The organism is Actibacterium sp. 188UL27-1, assembly GCF_016901225.1.
Classification (GTDB): Bacteria; Pseudomonadota; Alphaproteobacteria; order Rhodobacterales; family Rhodobacteraceae; genus 188UL27-1.
Genome location: NZ_JAFEUL010000025.1, coordinates 21,951 through 46,918 on the forward strand (window position 1 = coordinate 21,951; position 24,968 = coordinate 46,918).

Annotated in this window: 28 protein-coding genes and 2 pseudogenes; 15 read left to right on the forward strand and 15 right to left on the reverse strand. The window is 55.3% G+C overall.

What is annotated here, in order from left to right; translation table 11 throughout:
- Positions 1-298: 298 nt before the first annotated feature.
- The 5 genes from IU397_RS21040 to IU397_RS21060 form a co-directional block, all read right to left on the reverse strand.
- Positions 299-2,413 carry a catalase gene (locus IU397_RS21040; protein ID WP_204417426.1) on the reverse strand — a complete coding sequence of 705 codons (2,115 nt, stop codon included), beginning with the start codon at positions 2,411-2,413 and terminating at the stop codon, positions 299-301.
- Between the two features lie 339 nt (positions 2,414-2,752).
- Positions 2,753-3,637 carry a Crp/Fnr family transcriptional regulator gene (locus IU397_RS21045; RefSeq protein ID WP_204417428.1) on the reverse strand — a complete coding sequence of 295 codons (885 nt, stop codon included), beginning with the start codon at positions 3,635-3,637 and terminating at the stop codon, positions 2,753-2,755.
- 305 nt (positions 3,638-3,942) lie between these two features.
- Positions 3,943-4,158, reverse strand: a complete 216-nt coding sequence (locus IU397_RS23670) for a DUF1127 domain-containing protein (protein WP_204417429.1) — start codon at positions 4,156-4,158, stop codon at positions 3,943-3,945.
- A 411-nt stretch (positions 4,159-4,569) separates the two neighbouring features.
- Entirely contained in the window at positions 4,570-4,821 is a 252-nt protein-coding gene (locus IU397_RS21055; RefSeq protein ID WP_204417431.1) for a hypothetical protein, read from the reverse strand.
- 61 nt (positions 4,822-4,882) lie between these two features.
- The gene (locus IU397_RS21060; protein ID WP_204417433.1) at positions 4,883-5,080 is read right to left on the reverse strand and encodes a CsbD family protein; all 198 of its coding nucleotides are present in this window, start codon (positions 5,078-5,080) and stop codon (positions 4,883-4,885) included.
- A gap of 565 nt (positions 5,081-5,645) precedes the next feature.
- Between IU397_RS21060 and IU397_RS21065 the strand changes: the two genes are divergently transcribed.
- On the forward strand, positions 5,646-6,497 hold the full coding sequence (locus tag IU397_RS21065) for a formate/nitrite transporter family protein (RefSeq protein WP_204417435.1): 852 nt from the start codon (positions 5,646-5,648) through the stop codon (positions 6,495-6,497).
- 96 nt (positions 6,498-6,593) lie between these two features.
- Here IU397_RS21065 and IU397_RS21070 read toward each other — a convergent pair whose 3' ends face one another.
- Entirely contained in the window at positions 6,594-7,268 is a 675-nt protein-coding gene (locus IU397_RS21070) for a type 1 glutamine amidotransferase domain-containing protein (RefSeq protein ID WP_204417437.1), read from the reverse strand.
- Positions 7,269-7,650: 382 nt separating this feature from the next.
- On the opposite strand from IU397_RS21070, the gene IU397_RS21075 reads away from it, so the two are divergent.
- Positions 7,651-8,460, forward strand: coding sequence for a PRC-barrel domain-containing protein (locus IU397_RS21075; protein ID WP_204417439.1), 810 nt, complete (start codon positions 7,651-7,653; stop codon positions 8,458-8,460).
- A 75-nt stretch (positions 8,461-8,535) separates the two neighbouring features.
- Here the strand turns inward: IU397_RS21075 and IU397_RS21080 are convergent, their stop codons facing one another.
- Both IU397_RS21080 and IU397_RS24035 read right to left on the reverse strand, forming a co-directional pair.
- Positions 8,536-8,943 (reverse strand): host attachment family protein, encoded by a 408-nt coding sequence (locus IU397_RS21080; protein WP_204417441.1) that lies wholly within the window; start codon positions 8,941-8,943, stop codon positions 8,536-8,538.
- 398 nt (positions 8,944-9,341) lie between these two features.
- Positions 9,342-9,506 (reverse strand): annotated as a pseudogene (locus IU397_RS24035) (CreA family protein); the annotation flags it as partial.
- Positions 9,507-9,824: 318 nt separating this feature from the next.
- Between IU397_RS24035 and IU397_RS21090 the strand changes: the two are divergent.
- The 4 genes from IU397_RS21090 to IU397_RS21105 all read left to right on the forward strand — a co-directional run bounded on the left by IU397_RS21090 (position 9,825) and on the right by IU397_RS21105 (position 13,406).
- Entirely contained in the window at positions 9,825-10,430 is a 606-nt protein-coding gene (locus tag IU397_RS21090) for a GNAT family N-acetyltransferase (protein WP_204417443.1), read from the forward strand.
- A gap of 300 nt (positions 10,431-10,730) precedes the next feature.
- The gene (locus tag IU397_RS21095; RefSeq protein WP_204417444.1) at positions 10,731-11,147 is read left to right on the forward strand and encodes a CopG family transcriptional regulator; all 417 of its coding nucleotides are present in this window, start codon (positions 10,731-10,733) and stop codon (positions 11,145-11,147) included.
- A gap of 191 nt (positions 11,148-11,338) precedes the next feature.
- Positions 11,339-12,259 (forward strand): PHB depolymerase family esterase, encoded by a 921-nt coding sequence (locus tag IU397_RS21100; RefSeq protein WP_255569838.1) that lies wholly within the window; start codon positions 11,339-11,341, stop codon positions 12,257-12,259.
- A gap of 1 nt (position 12,260) precedes the next feature.
- Positions 12,261-13,406 (forward strand): C45 family autoproteolytic acyltransferase/hydolase, encoded by a 1,146-nt coding sequence (locus IU397_RS21105; protein ID WP_204417446.1) that lies wholly within the window; start codon positions 12,261-12,263, stop codon positions 13,404-13,406.
- A gap of 6 nt (positions 13,407-13,412) precedes the next feature.
- Here IU397_RS21105 and IU397_RS21110 read toward each other — a convergent pair whose 3' ends face one another.
- Genes IU397_RS21110 through IU397_RS21120 form a run of 3 tightly spaced genes read right to left on the reverse strand, consistent with a single transcriptional unit; the run spans position 13,413 to position 14,715 of the window.
- Entirely contained in the window at positions 13,413-14,195 is a 783-nt protein-coding gene (locus IU397_RS21110) for a transglutaminase family protein (RefSeq protein WP_204417447.1), read from the reverse strand.
- On the reverse strand, positions 14,192-14,560 hold the full coding sequence (locus tag IU397_RS21115) for a DUF4112 domain-containing protein (protein ID WP_204417448.1): 369 nt from the start codon (positions 14,558-14,560) through the stop codon (positions 14,192-14,194). Before IU397_RS21115 ends, IU397_RS21110 begins: the two co-directional genes overlap by 4 nt.
- A complete protein-coding gene (locus tag IU397_RS21120) occupies positions 14,557-14,715 on the reverse strand; it encodes a YqaE/Pmp3 family membrane protein (protein WP_204417449.1) in 159 nt (52 codons plus the stop codon). Before IU397_RS21120 ends, IU397_RS21115 begins: the two co-directional genes overlap by 4 nt.
- Before the next feature lie 186 nt (positions 14,716-14,901).
- Between IU397_RS21120 and IU397_RS21125 the strand changes: the two genes are divergently transcribed.
- The gene (locus IU397_RS21125; RefSeq protein WP_255569839.1) at positions 14,902-15,600 is read left to right on the forward strand and encodes a Crp/Fnr family transcriptional regulator; all 699 of its coding nucleotides are present in this window, start codon (positions 14,902-14,904) and stop codon (positions 15,598-15,600) included.
- A gap of 3 nt (positions 15,601-15,603) precedes the next feature.
- On the opposite strand, the gene IU397_RS21130 is transcribed toward IU397_RS21125, so the two are convergent.
- The gene (locus tag IU397_RS21130) at positions 15,604-16,101 is read right to left on the reverse strand and encodes a ferritin-like domain-containing protein (RefSeq protein ID WP_204417453.1); all 498 of its coding nucleotides are present in this window, start codon (positions 16,099-16,101) and stop codon (positions 15,604-15,606) included.
- A 282-nt stretch (positions 16,102-16,383) separates the two neighbouring features.
- On the opposite strand from IU397_RS21130, the gene IU397_RS21135 reads away from it, so the two are divergent.
- From IU397_RS21135 to IU397_RS21160, 7 genes and pseudogenes are all read left to right on the forward strand, one after another.
- On the forward strand, positions 16,384-16,866 hold the full coding sequence (locus IU397_RS21135) for a hypothetical protein (protein ID WP_204417455.1): 483 nt from the start codon (positions 16,384-16,386) through the stop codon (positions 16,864-16,866).
- Positions 16,863-17,264 (forward strand): phage holin family protein, encoded by a 402-nt coding sequence (locus IU397_RS21140; protein WP_204417457.1) that lies wholly within the window; start codon positions 16,863-16,865, stop codon positions 17,262-17,264. The genes IU397_RS21135 and IU397_RS21140 overlap by 4 nt, the downstream gene beginning before the upstream one ends.
- Positions 17,254-17,391 (forward strand): annotated as a pseudogene (locus IU397_RS24040) (DUF3618 domain-containing protein); the annotation flags it as partial. The gene IU397_RS21140 and the pseudogene IU397_RS24040, both read left to right, overlap by 11 nt.
- 18 nt (positions 17,392-17,409) lie before the next feature.
- Positions 17,410-18,372, forward strand: coding sequence for a hypothetical protein (locus IU397_RS21145; protein ID WP_239479968.1), 963 nt, complete (start codon positions 17,410-17,412; stop codon positions 18,370-18,372).
- 65 nt (positions 18,373-18,437) lie between these two features.
- Entirely contained in the window at positions 18,438-19,385 is a 948-nt protein-coding gene (locus tag IU397_RS21150; protein WP_204417461.1) for a YihY/virulence factor BrkB family protein, read from the forward strand.
- A 106-nt stretch (positions 19,386-19,491) separates the two neighbouring features.
- Positions 19,492-20,382 carry an endonuclease/exonuclease/phosphatase family protein gene (locus tag IU397_RS21155; protein WP_239479969.1) on the forward strand — a complete coding sequence of 297 codons (891 nt, stop codon included), beginning with the start codon at positions 19,492-19,494 and terminating at the stop codon, positions 20,380-20,382.
- Positions 20,372-21,490, forward strand: coding sequence for an AI-2E family transporter (locus IU397_RS21160; protein ID WP_204417465.1), 1,119 nt, complete (start codon positions 20,372-20,374; stop codon positions 21,488-21,490). The genes IU397_RS21155 and IU397_RS21160 overlap by 11 nt, the downstream gene beginning before the upstream one ends.
- Positions 21,491-21,525: 35 nt before the next feature.
- On the opposite strand, the gene IU397_RS21165 is transcribed toward IU397_RS21160, so the two are convergent.
- The 3 genes from IU397_RS21165 to IU397_RS21175 form a co-directional block, all read right to left on the reverse strand.
- The gene (locus tag IU397_RS21165; RefSeq protein WP_204417467.1) at positions 21,526-21,780 is read right to left on the reverse strand and encodes a GlsB/YeaQ/YmgE family stress response membrane protein; all 255 of its coding nucleotides are present in this window, start codon (positions 21,778-21,780) and stop codon (positions 21,526-21,528) included.
- 365 nt (positions 21,781-22,145) lie between these two features.
- Complete coding sequence (locus IU397_RS21170; protein WP_204417468.1) at positions 22,146-22,664, reverse strand: DUF421 domain-containing protein; 519 nt, start codon at positions 22,662-22,664, stop codon at positions 22,146-22,148.
- 10 nt (positions 22,665-22,674) lie between these two features.
- The gene (locus IU397_RS21175) at positions 22,675-23,319 is read right to left on the reverse strand and encodes a DUF998 domain-containing protein (protein ID WP_204417470.1); all 645 of its coding nucleotides are present in this window, start codon (positions 23,317-23,319) and stop codon (positions 22,675-22,677) included.
- Positions 23,320-23,649: 330 nt separating this feature from the next.
- Between IU397_RS21175 and IU397_RS21180 the strand changes: the two genes are divergently transcribed.
- Entirely contained in the window at positions 23,650-24,693 is a 1,044-nt protein-coding gene (locus IU397_RS21180) for a PAS domain-containing sensor histidine kinase (RefSeq protein ID WP_239479970.1), read from the forward strand.
- The last annotated feature ends 275 nt before the right edge of the window (positions 24,694-24,968 follow it).

Sequence of the window (24,968 nt, forward strand, 5' to 3'; positions counted from 1 at the left end):
GAAAGTGGCTGTATGGTGAATGAGCCAAGCATTCGGTGTTGAAGATGTGCGGCAATGTGGAGATCGTGGCTATGTGCCGAACCTGGGGACCACAAAACGGATTAACAGTTTGGGCGATCGGTCGGGCAGGGGGTTTGCATCGCGATGCCTTGATGTGATGCCCGCTCGCGCAGCAGAGACGGTGGTTTCCAAGGACCATCGCCTACCTGCTCGATGGGGTCTTTGTCCCACAATTGATCCAAGCTTTGGAATCGCGTGCCGACATGCGCTTGAGACTGCCTGTCTCTTGGTGGACCTTTTACTGCCCATCGGACAATCGATCCCAAAAGCGGAGATCCGACAGCTTACTGACGAAACCGTCGATCTCATCCGGAGAGGACAGTTCGACCATACCGCTGTCGGTTTCTCTGACGCCAGCAGCCTTGAACAATCCCTTGGCCGGGCCTGTGTAGGCGATGAATTTGGCGTGGCCAAACGCATCGGACACGAAGTCCCTTGCTGGGAGCATTGCCGCGAGCGCTTCCGCGCCGTCCTCTGTCGCTAAGACCGCGACTGCGTCGAAAAGGACCGATGGTGCACCATCGATTTTTTCGTCTGCCGCAATGGATACGCCATCCTTAGTGATGATGCCGCCCACGTTCATTGAAACGATTTCGACCGTACCGCCGATATTTTCGACAGCACTTTTCAAGTTGTCTAAGATGGCGTCTTCAACCCTGTCCGTGGCGAGTATTCCGAGCTTGCGACCGCCAAAACTCCCCGGGCCGTTCTTCTGGATTGACAGGGCGTCGGACGGCTTTAGCCCTTCGACAGGGTCTTTCGCAGGTTTCGCCGCGTCCGGAATGGGAGACAATCCGAGGCCATCGGCGACGTCAGCGGCCAGGCCATGGTCGATCACCAACAGATGGGACACGACGCGTTCGCGGATCACTGGTGTCTTGACCTTGGAGAGTTCAAACACCAGTGCGTCTGCGATATGCGTCTGTTCGATGGGTGTCTGGCTGAGATAAAACTGCCGCGCCTGGCTGTAATGATCGGCAAAGGACTCCGGCCGCGCCTTACGCTTCTCACCTTCAACATGCGCATTGTAGGGTCGGAAGCCAGTGTGGGGATCAGCACGCGGTCCGCCCTTCTTCCAACTGTTCGGCTCATAATTGGCGCGACCCTTGGGGGCATGCATCGCCATTTGACCATCTTGCTGGAAGTGGTGAATTGGGCATTTGGGCGCGTTGATCGGAATATGCGTGAAATTCGGACCCCCCAGCCGTTTGACCTGCGTGTCGAGATAGGAAAAGTTCCGCCCCTGGAGCAACGGATCATCGGTGAAGTCGATCCCCGGCACGATGTTCTGCGTGCAGAAGGCAACCTGCTCGGTTTCGGAGAAGAAGTTGTCCACCGTCCGATCAAGGACCAGCCGTCCGACGATGCGGACCGGCACGTCTTCTTCAGGGATGAGCTTTGTCGCATCGAGAACATCGAACGGGAAAGCGTCTGCAAACGCATCGTCAAAAACCTGGATGCCCAGTTCCCATTCCGGAAGATCGCCCGCTTCAATCGCGTTCCAAAGATCGCGGCGATGGAAATCGGGGTCGGCCCCGTTGATCTTGACCGCCTCGTTCCAGAGCACCGATTGCAAACCCTGCTTGGTCTTCCAGTGGAATTTGACGAATTGTCCTTCGCCGTCCGCGTTAACGAAGCGGAACGTGTGAACCCCGAACCCCTCCATAAACCGGAACGATCTTGGGATGCCTCGGTCTGACATGGTCCACATGATCATGTGCATGGCTTCAGGCATCAGTGAGATGAAGTCCCAGAAGTTGTCGTGAGCTGATTGGGCTTGCGGAAAGGCACGGTCTGGCGCTTCCTTCACCGAGTGGACCAGATCCGGGAACTTGATCGCGTCCTGAATAAAGAACACCGGGATGTTGTTGCCCACGATGTCCCAATTGCCATCCTCGGTGTAGAGCTTGACCGCGAAACCCCGCGCATCGCGAGCTAGATCGAAGGAGCCCTTGTTACCAGCAACGGTCGAAAATCGAACGAAGGCCGGAACCTTGCGGCCTTTCTCCTGAAATAGATGCGCGGCGGTCAGGTCCGAGAGGTCCTCTGTGGTCTCGAAGTAGCCATGCGCACCATAGCCGCGGGCATGGACGACCCGCTCCGGGATGCGTTCATGATCGAAATGGAACATTTTCTCGCGAAAGTGGAAGTCTTCAAGCAAGGCAGGACCGCGTGCACCTGCCTTCAATGTATTCTGGTTGTCTGCAACAGGTATGCCTTGCGCTGTCGTCAACCTGGCAAGATCTGGCTGTTGATGATGCTCACCCCCGCCCCCGGTATCTACCGCGCGGTCTGTTGTAGCGGAATCGGATTGCGTATCGGCCGTGGCGGTATAGAGGGATTTGTCGGACATCGGGTGCTTCCTGTTCTGGGCGATCAAATCAAGGCTAGCACGCGAGGGCGCTTAGTCGTTCAGCGAGCCGGCTCTAAATGGGCAAACCTTATTCCACATTAGTGTTTTGGCAGCGAAGAGCGGAAATGCGACCGACGATAGACCTTGCTTCGAGGGTGTGAGCTGCGATTAGCTCGGCGCGGCAGAGTGTTAGTGCAAAAATTACAGCGCCCGCGACACCTAAACGATGCTGGGCGTAACCTCAAAAATTTCACTGCGGGGCGGGCCTATCCGGTTAGAGAGACTCCTTCAGAGGCTACAGAATTTACGTCAAGCCTTGGATGAACGGTCCATGTTCCGTTAGACCAGTGCGACCTTCGCGCGCCTAAGAGCATTTCGTGGCGAAAGATCATCAGCTTCGTCGACCTTTGGAAACCATGAAGTATCAACATTTTCGTATGCGTCGTGGAAGTCTGTGTCGGCCTTCCACTGCTCACGGGCAAGGAGCCGAAAATACGGACGGTCAATTTCCAACTCTCCTCGTTCTCTGAAGCCGCGAAGCAGTTTGTTGACGTAGATCGACGTAAGCCCAACGGCTTGACCGATCTCAACTTGACTGAAGGGTACATGAAACCGGTCACCAGAACCTACCCCAGCCACCTTTAGCCGCGAGCGCAACTGGAGAAGAAAGAACTTCAAATTGCTCTCCGCACTCATCGAGCGCATGCATGAACCGTGATGCCGAAAGGCTTGCAGATCGAGCGACACGAGCGCGAGCAACAACGCGTTAAGGCGGGGCAATCTGGACACGCCACTGTAAAATGCGCGTCTCGAAAGTCGGCTGACAACACCTGATGTTTGCATGCTGATTTGGTGCTCCATCTGGGGAGTACCGATCTCGGATAACCCAACAAATTCCCCGGGCAAGAAAACACGAAGGATTTGGTGGCCCGAACTTTTATTGTAGGATTTCAGGACAGCCCAGCCAGATTGGAGCACGACGATGTCGCCACCCTCACCCTGCTGGGATAGCTTGTCGCCTTTCGCGATGGGCTCCGGATCATCTTCAGAGCGGTCGATGAAGTCCAGTTCTCCGCCAGTCAGCCTGACATATTTTGAGAGGCGGTTTCTGACCGAGCTCGTGGCGGTCGCTTGCCGTCCTCTCGGAGCGGGAGGTACGAAATTCAATCGGCGAATACCGGAAGAGCGCGACAAACGGTCGGGCGATGTAAGGCCATAGGTCATGAGATTCCCTTCACGAGACCAACGCTAAACGAGGCGCCTGGTTCCCAAATCTGTCGAGTGAATGTCTTACGCTCAGCGTACCATTCAGGGTTTGGACCCTGTTCGTCTGCAATGGTAAAAACGCTAGGTGAGCATCCTTCGGCGCGAAGGCAAACGTGAAACGCTGGCAGCGCTTCTCTACTAATGCGTGTAGCGAAAGGTGATCTCAATGTCAATGAAAGGCCCTGCGAGCTGCGGCATCGAACTTGATCAAACGAAGTGCGTTTCACCAGAGAAATCTGGATCGATGTAGAGTGCCACAGCCATTACATATTGGCAGCTTCCGCTGAAATTTGGCCGATATCTCCGCGGCTTAGGCCGATATCGACCAACTCTCGATCTGACATGGCTGATAGCTCTGCGAAGGTCTGATTATAAACAGCCCGCGTCCGGCGATTTTCTGCGATCTCGGAGCGAAGTCGCCAATAGACCTCTACAATTCGGTGCAAAGGATGTGATAGATATAAGTTCTGGAACGTCATGTAATATAGCCTTTCCGGCTTTGTGGACAGGAGTGCCAATCCACGTGACTAATTGCTAGGGGTGTTTGTTCCGGCTGAGCCGAAGTCTGACCGAGGGGCGCAAACGCCGAGTGAGCGGTCAATCCACAGGCGTTTGGACCGCTTGTCTTCGGAGAAGCATTGCGCCGAGTCGATGTGTGCCTACGGTAAGCATCTGTGCGAACCATTCGCGGCGCATTGCGCGCGCTTCGGCGAGATACCTTTCGACATCAGCCTGTCTTGCTGTTGTGAAGGTCATTTGCGGGGTCATAACTTTATCTTTCGGTTGTACGGCATCTGCGCCGCACTCTTCAGGTGTGGTCGATGCACCCGAAGTACAAACCATAGGCGGTATGCGGGCAGAACATATCGACCAAACCTCACTACGACCGGTTAGTCCTCAGATGCAGACTTGAGCGCCGCGCCGATGGCCGTGTCTTCATCACCGTCAGCCACAGCATCTTCTATCTCGGCAGATTTGGAAGACTCGACCTCTGCGTGATCAGGATCACCCTTCTCCCCCTTTTGGTTCTTTAGTTTATGATGCTGTTCCGACCCCTTGAGTTCGATCGGTGTGTCCTGGTCCATGTCGATGTCTTTATCACGTGTCTTGTCAGTGTTTGTCATTTTCAATGCCTCAATCAAATCAGAAGTCCTGATAGCCATCCCAATCGCCGCTCGTGCGGATGGGATGGCACATGGGTGATCAGTTCGCGTTTACGAAATCATCCACTTCCTTCTTGGCCTCTTCTTTGGTCTTGCCGTATTTGGCTTGGATTTTGCCTTCAAGCGCTTCGCGGTCACCGTTGACCTCAGCGATCTCGTCATCCGTCAGCTCGCCCCATTTTGCTTTGACGTTCCCTGTCATTTCTTTCCAGTTGCCTTGAATCTGGTCCCAGTTCATTGAGTATCCTTTCGGGTAAGAGTGTCTGAAGTTCGTTCGTGCCACGCCTAGCCAGGCCTTCGTTACTTGATGGAGTTTTGTGCATTACCTCGGCGTGAAGAGGCAGGCAGCTCCAGCGCGTGCACGACCAGTTCGGCTGTCGTCACGTTGGCGGTCATGTGGCAATGAAGCCAGTCCCGGAGCGCGGCAAACTCTCCAAACACTAAACCAGAACAGCTTTTGCGGATCCTGCTGCCCCCGTTTCACGTCTGGTAAGACATGTGGCTTGGCAGGGACCGGATCAGCTTCTACTGAAGTCAGAGCCATGGTTCGCGACGATGACCCGTGCGCCCGAAATTCACTGAGGTAGTTCGAACAAGGTCATTTTTGGAGAACCAGACGCAACTTGCATTGATGCCATACCAGGTTCTCCTCATCATCTGCGCAACAGACAAGTGGTTCAAATGATCTTAGAGCTCGGTCCAACACGCCGAAGTTCAGGGATTTCGACTGGCAGAAACCCTGCCTTAAGTGATGCATATGGCGCCTTTTGGTCCGATGGCATCTAAGAAAGGCCGTACGGAAAATGACCAAAATTAAGGATGATACAGGCGCAACGAGGCAGGAAGCTGTCGCGGATGAACAGTCTATGCAGGAAGCGACAAAACTCTCACCGCGTTTGATTTACGAAGTTATTCGACGAGACGGTGAAGAGGAACTCGAACGCCCTCTCAGCTCACTGGTATGGTCAGGCATAGCCGCTGGCATCCTGATCAGTTTTTCGGTTTTGGGAGAGGCAATTTTTAGAACTTATCTGCCGGAAACGCCAAGCAGCTATCTTATTGAGAACCTTGGCTACAGTCTTGGCTTTCTGCTGGTCATACTCGGACGCATGCAGCTATTTACCGAAAATACCATCACAACGGTGCTTCCACTGATGTTCGCGCCGTCACGAAGGCTTCTAAGTGACGTGTGTCGGCTATGGCTCATTGTCTTGTCGGCAAATGTGGTCGGTGCTTTCGCGATCGCGACTGTATTCGCCCACACCTCTGCTATACCCGTGGAGCTGATGCCAGCACTCGTTTCTCTTTCGGAACATGCGGTTGGGATGCCAGCGGGGGAGAGTTTCATGCGCGCAATTCCAGCGGGAATACTTATTGCTGCCATTGTCTGGATGCTCCCACAAGCAGAGGATGCGTCATTTTTCGTGATATTGGTTTCCACGTGGTTGATTGCTGCTGGAGACTTTACCCACGTTGTAGCAGGCTCAGTAGAAATGGCCTTGCTTTCCGTTCGTGGTGATCTTGGTTTCTATGATGCAGTTTTTGGCTTCTTCATACCGGTTTTGGCAGGCAATGTCGTTGGCGGTACAGCGATCTTTACGCTGATGGCCTGGGGTCAGGTCAGGAACGAAGTGGAAGATGCGGGCACCACATAAATTTTGGAACACTCCAAGATTGCAAGGCTTCGTTGTTGGTAAAACGGTCGTGGACCCGTCGAAGGAGGCACCACTGGCACCCCCAAGACAGACAATTCAAATGAGCAATAACAGTTTCTTGGCAGCCTCTTCGGAAGACGCCGGGTTCTGGCCGGTGACGAGCTTTCCGTCGACAGTGACGAACGATGCCCAATCATCACCTTTTTCGTAGACCCCTCCGTTTTCTTTGAGCATGTCCTCCACCAAAAACGGAACGACATCCGTGAGGCCAACTGCGTCTTCTTCGCTATTGGTGAACCCCGTCACCGTTTTGCCTGCAATCAAGGGCTGCCCGTCGCCGCGCTTCGGATGCTTGAAAATGGCGGGTGCGTGGCAGACTGCACCAATTGGCCGGTCGTCTTTGGCGAACGCTTGCAACAAATTGATGCTGTCTTGATCCTCGGCCAAATCCCACATCGGCCCATGACCACCAGGATAAAATACCGCGTCGTATTCCGACTCTTTGATTTTCGACAAGATATGCGTCTCAGACAAGACTTTTTGTGCGGCCTTATCGCCCTTGAAGCGCTCGGTTGCAGCAGTCTGGGCGTCGGCAGTATCGCTGCTTGGGTCAAGCGGAGGTTGGCCACCTTTCGGTGATGCAAGCGTGATCTCAGCACCAGCGTCCTGCAGGACATAATACGGCGCAGCAAACTCTTCGAGCCAGAAACCGGTTTTCTTGCCGGTATCGCCCAGTTCGTCATGCGATGTGAGTACCATGAGAATTTTCATCTATTGTTCCTTCTTTTGTCAGTTGAATGGATGTGTGCGGTCCGAACATGAGTTCCTGGCGAGAACCTTCCGTTGACTGCAGAATCTATATTTGATGTGTCCTGGCGTGCCGTCGCTCGCAGGCGCACTTCACCTAAAGCACACGATGGTGCGATTTGTGCTTCGCAATGCTCCAAAACTTGTCTGAGATTAGTGAATGCTTCCGCAACTACCCGCCTAAGGATGGTATCCATGCAGAAGGTCGACGAGGTCTTTGCAGACCATATCCGCCCACCCGTCGTTACAGATCGGCGAATGATCAAATCTCTCACAAGTTGAGAATGCTAAGGCATGTGATTGGGTTGTTCGCGTCCGTAGCATCATACAATTATAAGGAAAATTCATGTCTCTCTCATTGAGAACACAAAATACTCGTTTCATGACTGGGCTGCTCGCCTCTGCTGCAACTGCTCTGGTGATGGCTACATCAGCACAGGCCGACGGCCATACCGCTGCATTCATGGATCTTGAGTTCGACAAAACTCAAAACCTGAATGCGTCGGAGCTCATCGGTGCGCGCGTCTACGCCTCGGAAGCCGATATCTCGAACGAACCGCTGGCTGCCGACGGCGAAAAGGAATGGGACGACATCGGCGAGATCAATGAAATCGTCTTGTCGCGCTCGGGCGACATCACGTCGGTGATCGTTGGTGTTGGTGGCTTCTTGGGCCTGGGTGAAAAGTCTGTTGCGGTTGACCTGTCAGAACTGACATTTGTGTCTGACGGTGAAGATGCTGATGAATACTTCATCGTCGTCAAAGCCAGTGCCGCCGGGGTTAAGGACGCGCCGGAGTACATGGTGAACTCCGATGCAATGGCGCATTCTGATCGTCAGATGCTCGCCGCTCCAGCAATCGAGCGCGATGGTTACGAGACGATGGAAGCGGAACAACTCACATCTGAGAACCTCACAGGTGCCCGCGTTTACGGCAGCAATGACGAAGATATCGGTGAAATCGACAGCCTGTTGCTGACAGCCTCCGGCGAAATCGATCGTGCTGTTATTGGTGTCGGCGGTTTCCTGGGTCTTGGCGAAAAAGATATCGCTGTGACCATGGAAGAGCTGACTATCATGCAAAAAGACGGCGACGTCCGTGTGTATATCGACAGCACAGAAGAAGCCCTGGAAGCCCAGCCGGCGTATGAAGGCTAAGTCCCGACATACAGTGTTGAATGGTGCTGCTGTCGCTCAGAGATGAGCGGCGGCAAGTTGCCGTTTGTTGACAGCTCAATCCGCTGAGAGACTTCGTTCGATGTCATCAGTCGGCGAGTTGATCAGTGTTTTTGCCAACTCCAAAGTGATTCTTTGTGTGACTTCTTGGTGAAGAATTGGCCGGATCTCTCCCAACGTGTCTGGGTCAGCAACAAGTACCAGATGCTCGAATTCTTTCTTGTGGGCCTTCGCGTAGAGATACTGCGCGAGTTGTTTGGCGAAAGTTGCTTCATCCGTCTCCCGGTTGGAGGACTCAGGTGGTCGGTTTCCCGAGGGTCCGTCATCATCGAGGTTTTGCGGAGACAGGCCACCGATGTGGTTCAGCTTTATGTCCCGTGCAGCGCCATCGTTGACAAAGAACTTTGCCTCAGCCCCTGATGCGATCACGACAAAGGCTTTGGGTGGGCAAGTAGAAGTCGTCATATTTGAAACTCCCTGGTTGGTCTGGATTAAGTGAGACGCACACTTGCGACCCGTTGCGAAAAGCAGAGGTGAAAAGTGGTTGCTTCGTTGGTGTGGACCTACAATTGCGCCAGCACAAACCGCTGGAGCAACGATTGGCTATAGTCGCCTTGCAGCGAGCCATGAGGGTAGAAGAGCCTATTTGGACTTCGATTTCTTTTCGCTTTGATCCTCATTGATCTCAGAGAGGACAGATTTGCTCTTCGTAGAAGATGGGTGGTCTGAGGGTTCTTTGCCCTCCGAGTTTAGCTTGGCGAGAACTGATGTACTTTTTGCTTGTTTGTCGGATTTTGATGTCATTGCGTCTTCCTTTTTTCTTCGTGAAAGAATGTTCTTTAGAGGTTCACAGTGATAGCCGCTCAGGTCTTCGGAAAAAGCGGCTCAGTAGAAATCGACGTCCACGCAGATCTGTGCCGCACTTCACGCCTATGAGAATTGAAGACCAATGTCTCGTACGCTTCATCGAAGATCCGTTTTATCGTTACCGACTTCCAGACAATCGAATGGTACTCCGAGAAAACGTCCTCTCTTCGACTAGGGCGCGGGTTTGAGAAGTGCGGCCGGTTTCGTACGCTGCAAGGTGCCGGTCAAGTCAGGCGTAACCGGTTCATGCAGCGTTTTGCCCATCTTGGACCGATATTGCGCGGACGTCTGCGCTCATTTCCTAAACTCTGACAAGGTTTTCCAAGATAGGATCCTTTTCTTAGCCAGTAAAATTTGTGGAACGCCTGTTTCTCTGAACGCAGCGGTGGTACGCTCCAGGCTGTTACAGGACATCAATGAGCCTGGCGGCACAAAGCACTTGCCCGAGGTCACCGCTTATTTTGATTGTGAGGGTTGAGATGGCCTATCGATCGCTTCGGCCATTCGATGCTGAAGTAAAGGACGGGCTTTGGGTCTCACTCCGCGATGTTGTTCCGGATGACGGCGACCTGATTGAACTGGGGTTTGACCGTCTCTCGAAGCAGTCACGTTTTTTTCGCTTCATGACCGCAAAGAAGAGGTTGACCGGTCGTGAGGTCGAGCAATTTGCTGCATTGAATACGGCAGATCATGCAGCCGTTGGGGCGCTGTGTATGCGCCAAAATAGAGCTCATCCTGTCGGGATCGCACGCTATATACGCACAAACGCAGACGACCACGCAGCCGAGATTGCAATTACCGTCGTCGATGCTTTTCAGGACCGCGGAATCGGCACTTTGTTGCTTGGCGTTCTTGCGAAGGTCGCCCAAGCGCACGGGGTAACAGAATTCCTTGCGTTGGTCGCCAAAGAAAATGACGCCATGCAGAACCTTCTTCACGAACTCGGCGGTACGGATGAAACGCCGGGTGACCCAGAGGTGAACATTTCAATACCGATTTACCAAGACCCGCAACACTACCCGAACAACAAGGTCGGGAAGTATGTTCGCCAAGCTTATGCTCAGGCAGAGCTTGCCCAAAGCTGACAAGTTGGGTGCTTCGAACCGCACGCAAACGCTGTTCAACGATCTGTTTCAAAAAGGCAGCCTATCAATACCGCCGCGAGCAGCGGCGTCTGACCTTCAGTTCATCGCTCCCCGACCCGTTGGTACGATTGAATTCACTATGAACGGGCCGAAACGATCACCCTCGATCAATCAGAAACGGCACCCCGTAGAGCCGCTGGCAGAACGCACTGAACCATGAAATCCGGTGCTTCGACGAGACCAACCATTGCAAATCCCGAAAAAACATCCACATACCATCCATGCAGATGGAGAAGTGAAATGGGCAAGGTTACTCAGCTTCGCGATAAGCAGCCTGAGAACGAGAAGATCACGATCAACCTCGGTTTTGTTGATCTCGGTCGGATCGACCTGTTGGTTCAGGAAGGGTTCTACTCCAATAGGAGTGACCTGATCCGCACAGCGATCCGCAATCAGCTGGAAAGTCACGGCGAGGTCGTCAGCAAATCGCTCGAACGGCACACGATGGAACTTGGTCTTCGGGACTACACGGTCGCCGATCTCGAGGCGCTCCGGGATGCGGGCGAGATGCTTCATGTCAAGGTCGTGGGGTTGGCGCGGATCGATCCTGATGTGACGCCGGAGCTCGCGCTTCAGACCATCGGGTCCATCACTGTGCTTGGCGCCCTTCAAGCCAGCACAGACATCAAACAGGCACTTGGCGACCGCATCAAGTAGGCCGCCTCACATATAACAAAGGAAACACTATGAAGCTCTTCAACGTCGGCGCGACGCGCCCGGCGGCCGATACCGCTTGGGCGTCGGCAGCTAATGATCTTGTACAACGCACACTTGCGCAGCACGGCCTCGTATCGCCGTTAGAGCAGGGCGCACAACCGCACGGAGTAAACCTGCCTTCAATCGACAGCATGTTGGCGGGTTTGTCTGGGCAAACCATACATTCTGGCTCTCCCAAGATCAGCGTTCCGGACGGCGCGATCTTCACGGACGATGTCTTCGTATGCGCATCCGGAAGCCGCCGCTATCGTCTCTATGTCCCTGCTTGCGCGAAGGAGAGCATCACAGGTGTTGTCATGATGCTGCATGGATGCACCCAGACACCGGACGACTTTGCCGCAGGAACGGGTATGAACGCCTTGGCCGACCGTCACGGGTTTGTGGTGATCTACCCTGCGCAATCACGGGGCGACAACGCGCAGTCCTGCTGGAACTGGTTCAGCCGGGGCGATCAGCGTCGGGGCAAGGGGGAACCTGCGATCCTGGCTGGTTTGGCGCAGAAGATCTGTGCCGATTACGGTGTCACGCGCGACGATACCTTCGTTGCAGGTCTTTCGGCAGGCGCCGCCATGGCGGTCATACTCGGGGAGACCTATCCGGATGTCTTTGCTGCGGTCGGCGCGCATTCGGGCCTTCCTGCAGGATCAGCCAAGGACGTGCCTTCCGCTTTTGCCGCGATGGCGGGTAATGCACTCGTTGGCCCTGATCCAGAGACGGCTAGTCACCGGGTCCGTACGATCCTGTTTCACGGATCTGCCGACCGAACGGTGCACCCCTCAAACGGTGAAGGCATCGCGCGGCGTGCACGCACGGTAGGGAGCACCCAAAGTGTTGAAACGTCCGACATGGGAGTTGCGTCCGGGCGGAGCCATACCAAGGAGATTTCCAGCGATGTCGATGGAACCGTATCGGTCGAACATTGGACGGTCGAGGGGCAGGGCCATGCGTGGTCAGGCGGTCAGCCAGGCGGGTCATACACCGATCCAAATGGGCCCGATGCCAGCGCCGAGATGGTCCGCTTCTTCTTCGAGACTGAGAATAAGGATTTCTGAGATGACCACCATGACACTTACCTTCGATGCCGTTGATGAACCCAAACCCGGCCCGAAATGGGCAGCCCGCTGGGCACGATCCTGGCCTGATTATGAGGCGTGGTTCATCGCACGCGGCGGAGATACAGGGCCGTCCCGTGCCGACTGTCGAGCAGCGTTGAAGCACCACATGCCTGAATTGATCCCAACCTATGACAAGCTTGTTGTGATTGCAGGTGGCTCCGACCGAGCCGCGCGGTTCCTCTCCACATGGTGCCCGCCGCCTTATTTGGGTGGATGCTCTCTGGCCGCCGTTGCGGACCGAAATGATGTTCGGTTGGTGCGCAACTATGACCTCTCGCCCGAATTGAACGAAGGGCTTCTGCTTCGCACAGAATGGACGGGTCGTGCGGTCATGGGCATGGTCGAATTTCTCTGGGGCCTGTCGGATGGCATCAACGATGCCGGTCTTAGCGTGGCGCTGGCATATGGAGGCAGATCCGAGACGGGCGAGGGCTTTGGCATTACCACGATCCTGCGCTATGTGCTGGAGACCTGCGACACGGTCGAAGAGGCTGTCGCGGCACTGAGACGCATACCGTCCCACATGGCCTACAACGTGGTCCTTGCGGATGCTGCAGGCCGAACGGCAAGCGTGGAACTCGCTCCTGGAGGCGGCGCTAAGACCATGCCGCAGGCCATCGCGACCAACCATCAAGGCAAGGGCAGGGCCACAGACCGACCGGGCTTCACGCGGACCGTAGAGCGGCTGGCTCATCTGAAGGGCTTGCAAGCCGGCCCACACGATCTTGGTCGGCACTTTCTCAAAGAACCATTGCGCCAGGATCGCTACGGCGAGGGTTTCGGAACGCTGTTTACCGCTGAATACGATCCGAAGGCGGGATCACTTTTGCTGTCCTTGAATGGCAAGCGATGGCGCCAAACCATTGATGGGTTTCGCGAAGGGCAGCACACGGCAGACTATTCACGTGCAAGCGGCAGCGATGCGACTGTCAGCATGCCGATGGGAGCTGAGAGCGGAGGCGACTGGTCGCAAGCCGCCATGATCGATTGGTCGCGCCTCGCGATGGACTATGCGGCAGGTCGTGGCCAGGAAATCAGCGCGTATCTTCCTGACACTTCGGTCCCGAAATCCGAGGCCGCATAGCACATCCTATGCTTTGCAAATCGACACGTTGACCGATTTCTCGATGAGGGAAATCGGACCGAAGCTTGATAGGAATGCAACCTCGGCGGCATCCATGCCGACTCCAATCCGGACGATCTGGGATGCCTCCGCCATGCCGGTGGCGTCGATCAGATGCCAGGTGCCGTCGAGATAGACCTCAGCGACTGCATGAAAATCTTGCGGCGTAACGTGCGGGGCATAGACGCTGACAAATCTTGCTGGAATGGCGGAAGCGCGGGCGAGCGTAATTAGAACGTGAGCGAAATCACGGCAAACACCCTGCCTTTGGACGAACGTGTCTATGGCGGTCGTCTTTGTGTTGCTGGAGCCGGGCACATAGGTGAAGCGCTCAAAAATCCAATCGCGCATTGCAGCAACGCGTCGGCCAGCGCCCAAGTGACCAAACTCCGCTGCGACAAAGCTCTGGAGTTCGTCCGAGGGGCAGTACCGCGACGGCATCAGATACCGGACGACATCCCCCGGAAGGAGATGTGGAGGCACCTTGCCCAATGCCGAAACGTCCAAAGAGGGTCGGTCGATCTCTACCTTGGCCGCATAGGTGCACGCGACGTTCTTGGATGTTCGCAGCAACGTTCGGCTGCCCAGACCAGCTTCTGCTGCGGCATCTGCAAGCTGCTCCGGTGTGCCAACGTCAAAAGTTTCGGATAGGACATACTGGTCCGCAAAACTCGGTGCGCGTACCTGCAAGATCAGATCGACCGGTTGAGAGATATCATAGGCCAGTCGCACATCAATATCGACAATCATGAAACGTCCTTCTTATTAGCCGAGGCATCTGCGAGGTCCCTACTCAAAAGCGCAAAGTTGCGATTGTTCGCTTTGAAAGCGAGGTCGAAGACATCGCCGAGGATTGGCACCGCACCCACGACAAAGTCCAGTCCGCTATTCGCTGTCATGCGCGAAATCGTGCGCTTGCGCGCGCCGAGACGGTGGCCCTTGTAGATGAGATAAGCTGACGGACCGAGAGATGCGAGGTCTCCTGCGCCAGGAATGAGCCCGAGCAGCGAGTCCCATCCGAACCGAATGGGCGTGCCTGGTATGCGAAACCGGCTGTCAAGCAGCGTCGAAAGACGGTCAAGCTTCTCGATCTCGCTGGGTGGTGCCTGACTCACTTGCGGGCGACAATATAGACCGCGTGTACCAGACCCGGAATGTAGCCCAGCAATGTCAGCAGGATATTGAGCCAGAAATGTTTTCCAAACCCCACCTGCAAAAAGACGCCAAGCGGCGGAATGATGACGGAGAGGATGATGCGGATGAGGTCCATAGGTGCTCTTTTGTGAGATATCGGCGGATTTCCCCAGCGTATCGCAGCTTGGCCAGATTAAAGCGAGGCTGCGTGTCCTAAACTGTGTTAACTTCTCATATGTCAGAAAAATACCAGAGCTGCCTCGTCAGCCGCCTGTCCAGGTTCGTGTCCCTCACTGACCACGAATGCGCCTTTATTGCAGTCATGGAAAGGGACGAGCATCCACGTAAGAAGGGTCGGCCTGTCGTCAGCGTTGGGGATCGAACGGAAGGTATCATGGTCCTGAAATCCGGGTGGGCCGTGGTCAAGTCCGACAGTTCGGACGGGCGCAGTCAGATTTTGCGGGTGTACCTGCCGGGCGAGGTGATGGGACTGGCAGAGATCGGATCATCCCATGCAAGTCATCGCGTGATGATGCAGACCGATGGTGTTATCTGCCCGTTCCCACGCAGCGGGCTCGCGCCACTGTACATCGACTATCCACGTCTAGGAGCTCTGCTGACGGCCGTCGGCAGCCTGGACCAGATCGCGCTGCGCCATCACGCCAGCAGCCTTGGTTCTATGGATGCCGCCGGTAAGCTGAAGTTCTGGCTGTTGCAACTGCGGTCCCGTCTTGAGGTGGCCAATGTCGGTCTTGGCAACCGATTTCAGGTGCCATTCAGTCAAGTCGAGATCGGACAAGCCGTTGGCCTCACGTCAATCTACGTCAACAAACTCTTGCGCAGATTTGTCGAGAATGATGAGATCGAGATTGAACGCCCCTATGTTCGCCTTCTCAAACGGGATGAATGGGAGAAGGACTGTGAATTCGTCAACGCGTTCCTCGACATGGACACATCGTGGTTTCCACCCGCGGTTGGGACGGAAACCACCGGGAGTCCAGATTTGGCCAGATCGGCTTGACGGTCAGGTCACAGCGCTTTTGTTAATCCCGCCTGTCGCCAGCGCCGTCATCGTGCGGTCGCCATCGTAAGACGCATCAAGACAGGCTTTCAGCGCAGAGAGATCGTTGTCCAGCTCGAGGCGGTCCGCAAATGCAGCCAGACAGCCATATCCCGCAATCGCGTAATGAGTCAGCCGCTGATATTGCGTGATGATCATCGCGTCTTTGGTTGCATCTTCGCCGAAGGTTTCTTCGATGGCGTGGGCGCGGGCCTCTTTGACCAAGCCCTCCATTCCCTTGCAATGCTCACCGGAGGGGTTTTCGTCGTGGCCCTCTGAAATCTTCTCAATTGCGGTGATGCCGTCCTGGATGCCATCCGCGCCCGCGCGAAGGGCGTCGGCCAAGTCAGTATTGGTTGCGGCCTCAGCCATCTCATTAGTGACGTCCAACGCCTGCTTGTTGGCGCTGTGGATGTCCTTGAGTTGCTCAAGATAGAGGTCTTCCAGCGTATCAATGCTCATGTGGCGTCCTTTCAAGATGAGCCTCTACGCTAGCCGGAATTGGCCCCCACAACAGATACGATGTGCTCTGCACAGCTGCAGATTGGGCAAATGCTAAACCAGATTAGCGTCTGCGACCTACGGGCAATTCAGCAACCACCTAAGCTAGTCCGGACGGAAATGCTTTTGATCATGCCCTGAAAGAGGAGCCCCCAATGCACAACGTTTTTTATCTCATCGGACTGATTGTCGTCGTTCTTGCCGTCATCAGTTTCTTGTTCTGACCCTGAATTGGAGAATGACATGACGACCCAAAATACACCCGATCCGAAACCATCCCAGTCTGCCGCAACTCAGGCCAAAGTAACGGCCAGCGACGTGACAGAGCAAGCTAAGTCCGCTGCACGTGATGTTGCACAAAACGCGGCGTCTGCCGCAAAAGACCAAGCGGAGACAGCCAAGTCGTCAGTCGCTGACGAGATGTCTGGCGTGGCCTCCGCATTGCGCACCGCCGCCGAAGAGATGCGCAGTGGCTCACCACAAGAACGCACGTTTGGCCAGATCGCAGAGGGGCTTGCAGACGCATCCGAGGCCATGCGCGACAGGGATCTGAGCGAGATGGTGCAGGACGTCAGCGCCTTTGCCCGTAAGAACCCGCTTGTCTTCCTTGGGGGTGCTGCCCTGATCGGCTTTGCAGCCACGCGCTTTGCCAAGGCGTCCAACGCACCAAACCAGCAGACCACGCTCCACACGCCTGGAACTGAGCGACATGGAGATTTCTCATGAACGATGAAAATATCAACAAAAGTGCGGGCAACCTGCTGACAGAGGCCATGAGCAATGTCAGCGGTCTCGTGCGCAGCGAGGTCGATCTCGCCCGCGCCGAAATCAGCGAGAACGTCACCAAGGCCGGCGTAGCCGTTGGCCTGATCGCGGGTGCCGCAATTATCGCGTTGGTTGCTTTGAACGTTTTGGCCGCCGCCCTCGTGGCCGCCTTGACCGAAGCAGGGCTCGATGCTGGCTGGTCCGCCCTGATTGTTGGCGCTGGTCTCGCCATTATTGCATTCGTCTTGATCAACAAGGGCGTCAATGACCTCAAACTCTCAAGCCTTGCACCGACGCGGACCGTCAAGAATGTCCAGCGCGATGCCGCAGCCGTGAAGGAAGCTTACGATGACAAATGAGACCCGGAGCCCAAAAGAGATCGAACGCGAGATTGAAGAGCAGCGGTCGGACCTGACTTCTAATCTGGAGGATTTGCAAGACAAATTCTCGATCGATACGGTTGTCCGTCAGATCGGTGATCAGTTTCGTGAACATGGTGGCGACATGGGCCGCTCGATCTCCAATCAAGTAAAAGCCAACCCAATCCCGTTGGCGCTGACCGGCATTGGTTTGGCGTGGCTGATGTTCGGAAGTTCGCAGCAACCGCAGCAGCGTCGTCACGTTTCCGACAATTACGATGACGACCGCTACAGTGCGACGGAGCGTGAATTCCGCCGTAGTCGTGAAAGTCGCGGTCTGCCATACACGCCACCGACTACCTACGATGCAGACCGTTCCGCCGCACAACCATCCTGGGCTCGTGGCGATGATGATGACAGCCCCTCAGTGGTTGATCATTTGTCGAGCGGTGCTGGAGCTGTGAAGGACAAAGCGGCAGGTAGCGCGCAATCGGCGAAAGATGGGTTGGCAAACGCTGGTTCCACAGTTGGCGATGCCGTTTCGTCGGTCAAGTCGGCAGTTGGTGATGCTACGCAGTCTGCAAAACAAGGTTTGTCGAGCGCGGGGAACCGTATCGCCGAGGGCACCGAAGCTTTGACCGAAGAAGGCCGAAAACGTGTCATCGCAGCACGGCAGAAAGCCGTCGAGATGCGCCGGTCTGCCGCGCGGTCGATGTCCCAGGGGACCGATGCGGCTGCTGATTTCTACGACCAACAGCCATTGGTAGTGGGCGCGCTCGCACTTGCCGTTGGTGCGGCCTTGGGTGGCGCGCTGCCGCGCACCAAAGCCGAAGACGATTTGATGGGCGCTCAAAGCGACGACCTGTTTGATCAGGCTGAACGCATCTTCGAGGAAGAAAAGGCGAAGGCGTTGTCGGTGGCTGGCACTGTAAAGGAGGAGGTCAAAGATATCGCGGCCGAGACCAAAGCCGATCTCGACAGTGGTGCGCCGGGTGACAAATCTGCCGTTGAGGCGATTGGCGATAAGGCCAAGGATGCAGCGGAACGAGTTGCTGACAAGGCGAAGTCAGAGGCGCAAAACAAGGACTTGGGTAAGCCCAAGACCTGAACGCATAGGGACAGGGCCATCCGGCCCTTTCCCGCCTATCAGTTTTCCCAATCCGAGGTTCTGCCATGTCACGCGGACGCGCCGCCGAGACCCCAACCGATATTCCGGCGCTTGGCTGGAAGGATATCGCCTTCCGCGTAAAGGACGAAATCGCCGCTGACCGGGTGGGTCTAATTGCAGCCGGAGTTGCATTTTACGGCTTGCTGGCGCTCTTTCCCGCAATTACAGCCCTCATCGCGATCAGTGGTCTCATCGTCGAGCCAAGCCAGATCGTCGATCAGCTGGAAAGCTTATCGGGGCTTATGCCTGAGGAGGTGATCTCTATCGTAACCGCGCAGGCCAGTAAGGTGGCCGGGTCGCACGGAGGCGGGCTGGGTCTCGCGGCGATCGCTGGCGTGCTGATCGCGCTCTATTCCGCCTCAAAGGGGATGGCGAGCCTGATCGAAGGCATCAATGTCGCCTATGACGAGGAGGAGAAACGCGGATTTATCCGGCTGAAGCTGGTCACTTTTGCCCTGACGCTGTTTCTTATGATCGGGCTCTTGATTGCCCTCATGGCTACCGTTGGACTGCCCACCGTTCTTGCCGTCCTCGACTTCGGTGCCGTATTCGAGTTTCTGATGACCGCTGGCCTTTGGGTCGGCTTGTTCCTGCTGACGGTCTTTGGCCTCTCCGTTCTTTACCGCTATGCCCCGTCACGTGATGAACCCGAATGGAAATGGGCGTCGCCGGGCGCGATTGTCGCCTGCCTCATCTGGGTGATCGCATCGGCTGGCTTTGCGTTCTACGTCGGCAATTTCGGCTCCTACAACGAGAGCTTTGGCACACTGGCAGGTGTGATCGTCTTGCTGATGTGGTTCTGGATCTCCGCCTTTATCATTCTTCTTGGTGCCGAATTAAATGCCGAGATGGAAGCGCAGACACGCACGGACACGACAAAAGGCCCGGATGAACCGATGGGATCCCGTGACGCCGTGAAGGCTGATAGATTAGGCGACGCGGCGAGCTCATGATGATACAGTCACCCTCATGCTGAACTGGGTGTTCTGGGCTGTCGCCCTTTGCGTTGTCATCAGCACGCTCTTACCATTGACCAAAAGCGTCACGTGGTGGGTCCGCATGTGGGACTTTCCACGCGTTCAAATCGCGGGGGTGGCGCTGTTGGCCCTCTTTGTCAGTCTGCCCTTCACAGTCTCCCTGAAGCCGCTGCTTTCTACGGTCTTCGTCGCTGTTACAGTCTATCAAGGACTGCAGATCTTTCCCTATACACCGCTGGCGCAGACGGAGATCGACATCGCGCCCGCGCCCTCTCCAGACGAGGAAATGACCCTGCTGTCAGTGAATGTCCTGATGGAAAACGAGCGACATGATGATCTGATCGTCATCTTGCAGCGCGAAAACCCGGATGTCTTGCTGCTCATGGAAACCGATGAAGCCTGGAACACTGCCCTGTCCAATGTGCTCAGTCGGTATCCGACTGTCGAGGCCCATATTGCCGACGACCATTACGGGCTGATCTTTGCCACGCGGCTCCAAACGGCACGCGTCGAGATGCTTTGGCCTGCGGGCGATGACACACCTGCCATCCGAGCGGTGCTCACGTCCCCCAGCGGCGTCGACTTCAACTTCATCGGCCTGCATCCGCGCCCTCCCGTGCCAGGCAATAAAACCGAGGTGCGCGACAAGCAGATCAAAGACGCCGCCCTGATGACCCAGTCATCTGAGCGGCCGACCGTGGTGATGGGTGACTTTAACGATGTCGCCTGGTCCTGGACCACAAAACGGTTCAAGGACTACGGCGATCTTCTTGAGCCTCGTGTCGGACGTGGCATGATCTCCAGTTTTCACGCGGACTATCCCGTCATGCGCTTGCCGATCGATCAGATTTTTATGACCAAGGACGTGGGGCTAGTCTCGTTCCGCAGATTGGAGAACTTCGGCTCGGACCACTTCCCCATGGCGACGACTGTGTTTGTTGCGCAAGACAAACGAGCAGACAATGCAGACTGAAACCGAACACAGCGAACCCGTGAAAGACAAGCGTTCAAAGCGGCTGGAAATCGCGATCATCGGTATCTTCTGCATCCTGCTTTTGCAGGCGCTGGTTTGGGCAAGTGATTTCCTGATCCCTGTGACGGCTGCATGTCTGGGATATTTTGTGCTGAACAGACCTCGCAGACTCTTGGCAAAGATCGGGATCCCACCAGTGGCGTCGGCTACCCTCTTCACAGCGATATTGACGGCGCTCATCGTAGTCTTGCTTGTTCAGCTCAGCGCGCCAGCGGCGCAATTCATCGAAGACCTTCCGTCGCTGATGGATGAGATCAAGCAAAAGCTTTCTGCAGCGGGCGGAACACTGGAGGCCATCAACGACGCGACCGTTGCTGCAGAGGAAATCATCGACGGTCAGGACGCAGAAACTGTAGAAGTCGAAGTCGTCTCAAACACCGGGATCGCAGCGACGCTGTTCAGCATGGCTCCGGGGTTCCTGAGCCGAATTCTCTTCGCCCTTATCCTGATCTTTTTCCTGATCGCCTCCGGAGACATGTTCCTGACCAAGACGGTGCAGAGCTTCGAGCGTTTTGCTGACAAGCGGCGTGCCGTGGAGGTGGCGCATTCAATAGAGGACCGTTTGGGTTATTATCTCGGCGGTATCGCGGTCATCAACGCGGGCCTTGGTGTGGCTGTAGGTATCGCGATGCATCTTTGGGGAATGCCAAGCGCTGTGATATTCGGGTTCATGGCATTCGGGCTCAACTTCGTACCATTCCTCGGTGGCCTCATGGGGGCCACTATCGCCGCGGCAGTCGCATTTGTGAGCCTTGATGGAACTTGGGCTGCGGCGGGCGTTTTCGCCACCTACATCGTGCTTACATCCGTTGAAGGCCAGTTCATCACACCGGTCGTGATTTCGCGCAGAATGCGCCTGAACACTCCGGTCGTATTCCTCTTTGTCGCGTTTTTTGCGTGGATCTGGTCAATCATCGGCATGATTGTTGCTTTGCCGATACTGATCGTTCTCAAGATCGCTTGTGACGAGACCCAATCATTGCAGACACTTGCGCGGTTTTTAGGTGATCTTGACGAGAATTCACCATCCCGTTCCCGGAAAGCTTAGTCAGCTGAAAGTTCGGACTGCCAGCTGATCGCTAGCTATGATTTTCGCCGGATCAGCCGCGCCACAAAGATCAGTAGACATGCACCTACTGCCGCAACAATCAACTGTCCGATCCAACCGCCGAGCGTCGTGCCAAATACGGCGATCAGCAGCCAGTTCAAAACCAGTGCACCGACGATGCCCAGTAAGATGTTCATCAGCAGACTCTGATCAGATTTCATGATGTTCTCGGCGATCCAACCCGCCAGCGCACCGATTATCAGTGCACCAATCCATCCTACTCCGGCCATTTTATCATTCCTTGTTCAATTTTGTGAGGTTTGTGCGAGCGGCATCGCTGTGCTCGTACTAATCAAAGAGCTGCCACCGGAGGGACGCCGGAGGCAGCGGAACTCGTTAAAACACTGGAGCGATACGGGTCGTTGCCCGTATCAATCAGGGGTGCAATCGAGACTGAGCAGTTCCGCCATGCGCTGGCGGGGGTCGAGAACACGCACTTCATTATCATTGTACTCGGGCCCGGACTCCTGAACCGACAACGATGTCGATCCTGGAAGCCGCTTTCAGCCTAGCAGCATTTACCGAATGGGCGGGTGCGTAGACACTAATCTCTGACAAGTTTTTCGGTGTTTGCAGCAGGCACTACCAACCGCCTTTAATCCTCGAGATCGACCCCGCGCAGCAGCGTTTGATCTAGATGGTCCCCGTGTAGAACGGACACATCTCCGGTGGTCTCTAAAATTACGGCCCGTACAGAAGTCATTTCGAGCGCATTGGCTTCGCGCAGTTTCGCGATGAGGTCGCCTTCGGCAACACGGGTTTTGCGAAGTGCGTCGTAAAGAATTTTGCCATCCCGCATCAGCAGGACAGGAGCGTTCTGGAAAGCGGTGTCCAAACGATCTGACCTCTGACGCGCATATGCGACACCGAACTGAATTGCAAAGAGTGCAGCCATTGCCGTCATCGTTTGCACGAGATCGACCCATTTGCCGGTTTGAGCTGCACCAGCCAGCAGCGACCCCATCGCCACCGTCATGACGAAGTCGAAGATGGTCATCTTCGAAAAAGATCGCAATCCCACGATGCGCACGAGCAGAATGATCCAGCCGAGGCCAAGAGCACTCAGGACGAAGCCTTTGGCAATGGCGTCTGCCATAGCGTGATCGAGGATCATGAGGCTATCCTTATATCTCTTGCGCACGGATGTGATCCGCGTCGCGAGCAACCGAGATCAGCATCCAACTGAACGACGCAACCCAGACCATGGTGATAACGCCCAAACCCCGTTCGAAGGCGCCGTCGTATTCGGTGGGTAAGAGGAAAAAGATTGGTGCGCCGACGATCCAGAGCGCCGCGCAACAGTAGCTGATCACACCATAGCGCCGCGCGATGCCCGATAGGCCGCGCGCCATCGTGAGAAACAGAACAGCAAATAGTAAGCCCAGAAAATAGACGACGTAAATGTGGATTACGATCCCTTCGCTATCGTTGTCACCATATTCGTTGCGTGCTCCGATCACTACGACACACATGGCGAGCAAGGCGAGGCACGCAATACCAACATTCCACCGCGTGCCGTCGAGATGAAGATGGGCCGCCGCGATTGCACAAGCGATCAGCGATGCTGCGTATCCGTAGAGAGCAACATCTTGGATAATCTCATATCGGCCGGCAGCTAGGTCGCTGACTGTGTCTGCCACCCAATCGTGGTCAGGTACGACGATGCTTCCAACAACATTTCCAAGCAGCAGGCACAAAGTCCCTATTCCAGCGATCCAAGCCGCTGCATTGAGCAAGTGCTTATCAGGTTGGTGATCATCAATCTGCATAGCAAGGATTACCTTTCGCTCATTTACGCGACAGGAAAAGAGATTCAAGCTCCGCAAGGCGCGATTTGGCAGATCTTCGCTCGGAAAGACCTTATCCTCTTTCAAGGCTAGCACAGGTCTGGCGAACTGACTGAGCGATCTCGCTAATCTGGAACAGTTTTTCGAACCCTGGGGTCGCAGTATTCGTCGAGATGGTAACGCCAACGTAGAGCGTTGCTAACGATGCCCGCTACCGAGAGACCATCCGAGATATTCATGCTGCCTGCGTCGCGCCGGATTTCTTCTACGTCACAGAACATGCTACAGGCTGTGGCGAGTGGGGATAAAACTATGGCTGCACCGGACCTTTTCGAAACGCGGACTTGGCGTGTAACACCCGATCTCTTGGCGTTCGTGGACCACGACGGACGTTTTGTTGAAACCAATCCGGCATGGAAAGTCGTCTTGGGGTGGAGCTTAGACGAAATCCGCGCAATGGTTTTCACCGATTTCCTACACCCTGATGACATGGCGCCGACCCTCAAGGTCTTCGAGGCGATGCAACGTGGCGAACCGGCATTGCATTTCGAGAACAGATACCGTTGCAAAGATGGGTCCTATCGCTGGCTCTCGTGGGTCGCCGCTGAGGAAGGGGACATGTTCTTTTGTTCGGCTCGCGACATAACGGATGACAAGGCCCGCGTCCGTGCTTTGCGAACCAGCGATGACGAAGCGCTCTTGCGGGAACAATTTATTGCCATTCTCGGGCACGACCTGCGCAACCCTCTGGCTGCTATCGGATCAGCGGTACGCATCGCTTCTCGCGAACCCCACAGTGAAAAAATCGAACAGATGCTCTCATCAATCCAGAGCAGCGCAGACAGGATGGCCAAGCTCATCGACGTCACCATGGATTTTGCGCGGGCGCGGCTTGGCGAAGGTCTTTCGGCAGCACTTGAACCAACTGACGATCTATCCAAACGCTTCGAGCTCGTGGTGGAAGAAATCAGGCTCGCGCATCCGGATCGCGTCATCGAGTTCAAGGCTGAAAGCACTAACCCAATTCTATGTGACGCAGAACGTCTGTGCCAGATGTTGTCCAATTTACTAGGCAATGCGGTCACTCATGGATCGCGACGCCGCCCCATTGAGGTCGAAGCTCTTTCCATCGAGGATGTTTTTGAACTCTCCGTTGCGAACGCTGGCTCGAAAATCCCGGACAACGTTTTGCCCACTTTGTTCGAGCCTTTTTCCAGAGGAGGTGATGACAGCTCACTTCAGGGGCTGGGGCTCGGTCTCTACATCAGTGATCAGATCGCGAAAGCCCACGGCGGCACTTTGGAAGTCGAATCCACGGAAGATCGTACCCGGTTTTGTTTCAAGTTGGAGATTTAATGATTGAAGCAAGTTAACCTTGGGCATCTTCGTCGTCTCAATGGCAGATGTCAGCAAAGCGTTTCTATCCTATTCTTGAGGTTGAAGAGCGTACTATTCGAATAGACTGCGTCTAATTTTTCGAAGTTCATTGGACAGTCTTACTCAAGGGCTTTTGACCTGCTCCCCTTAGAGTCCGCTAATTTAGGTTAGCTCTGTTCAGGTTTTGGTCTTCCTTTGACCGGTTAGCATATTCGGCTGGCGTCATACCAGCGAGGCTTGTGTGCGGACGGTGG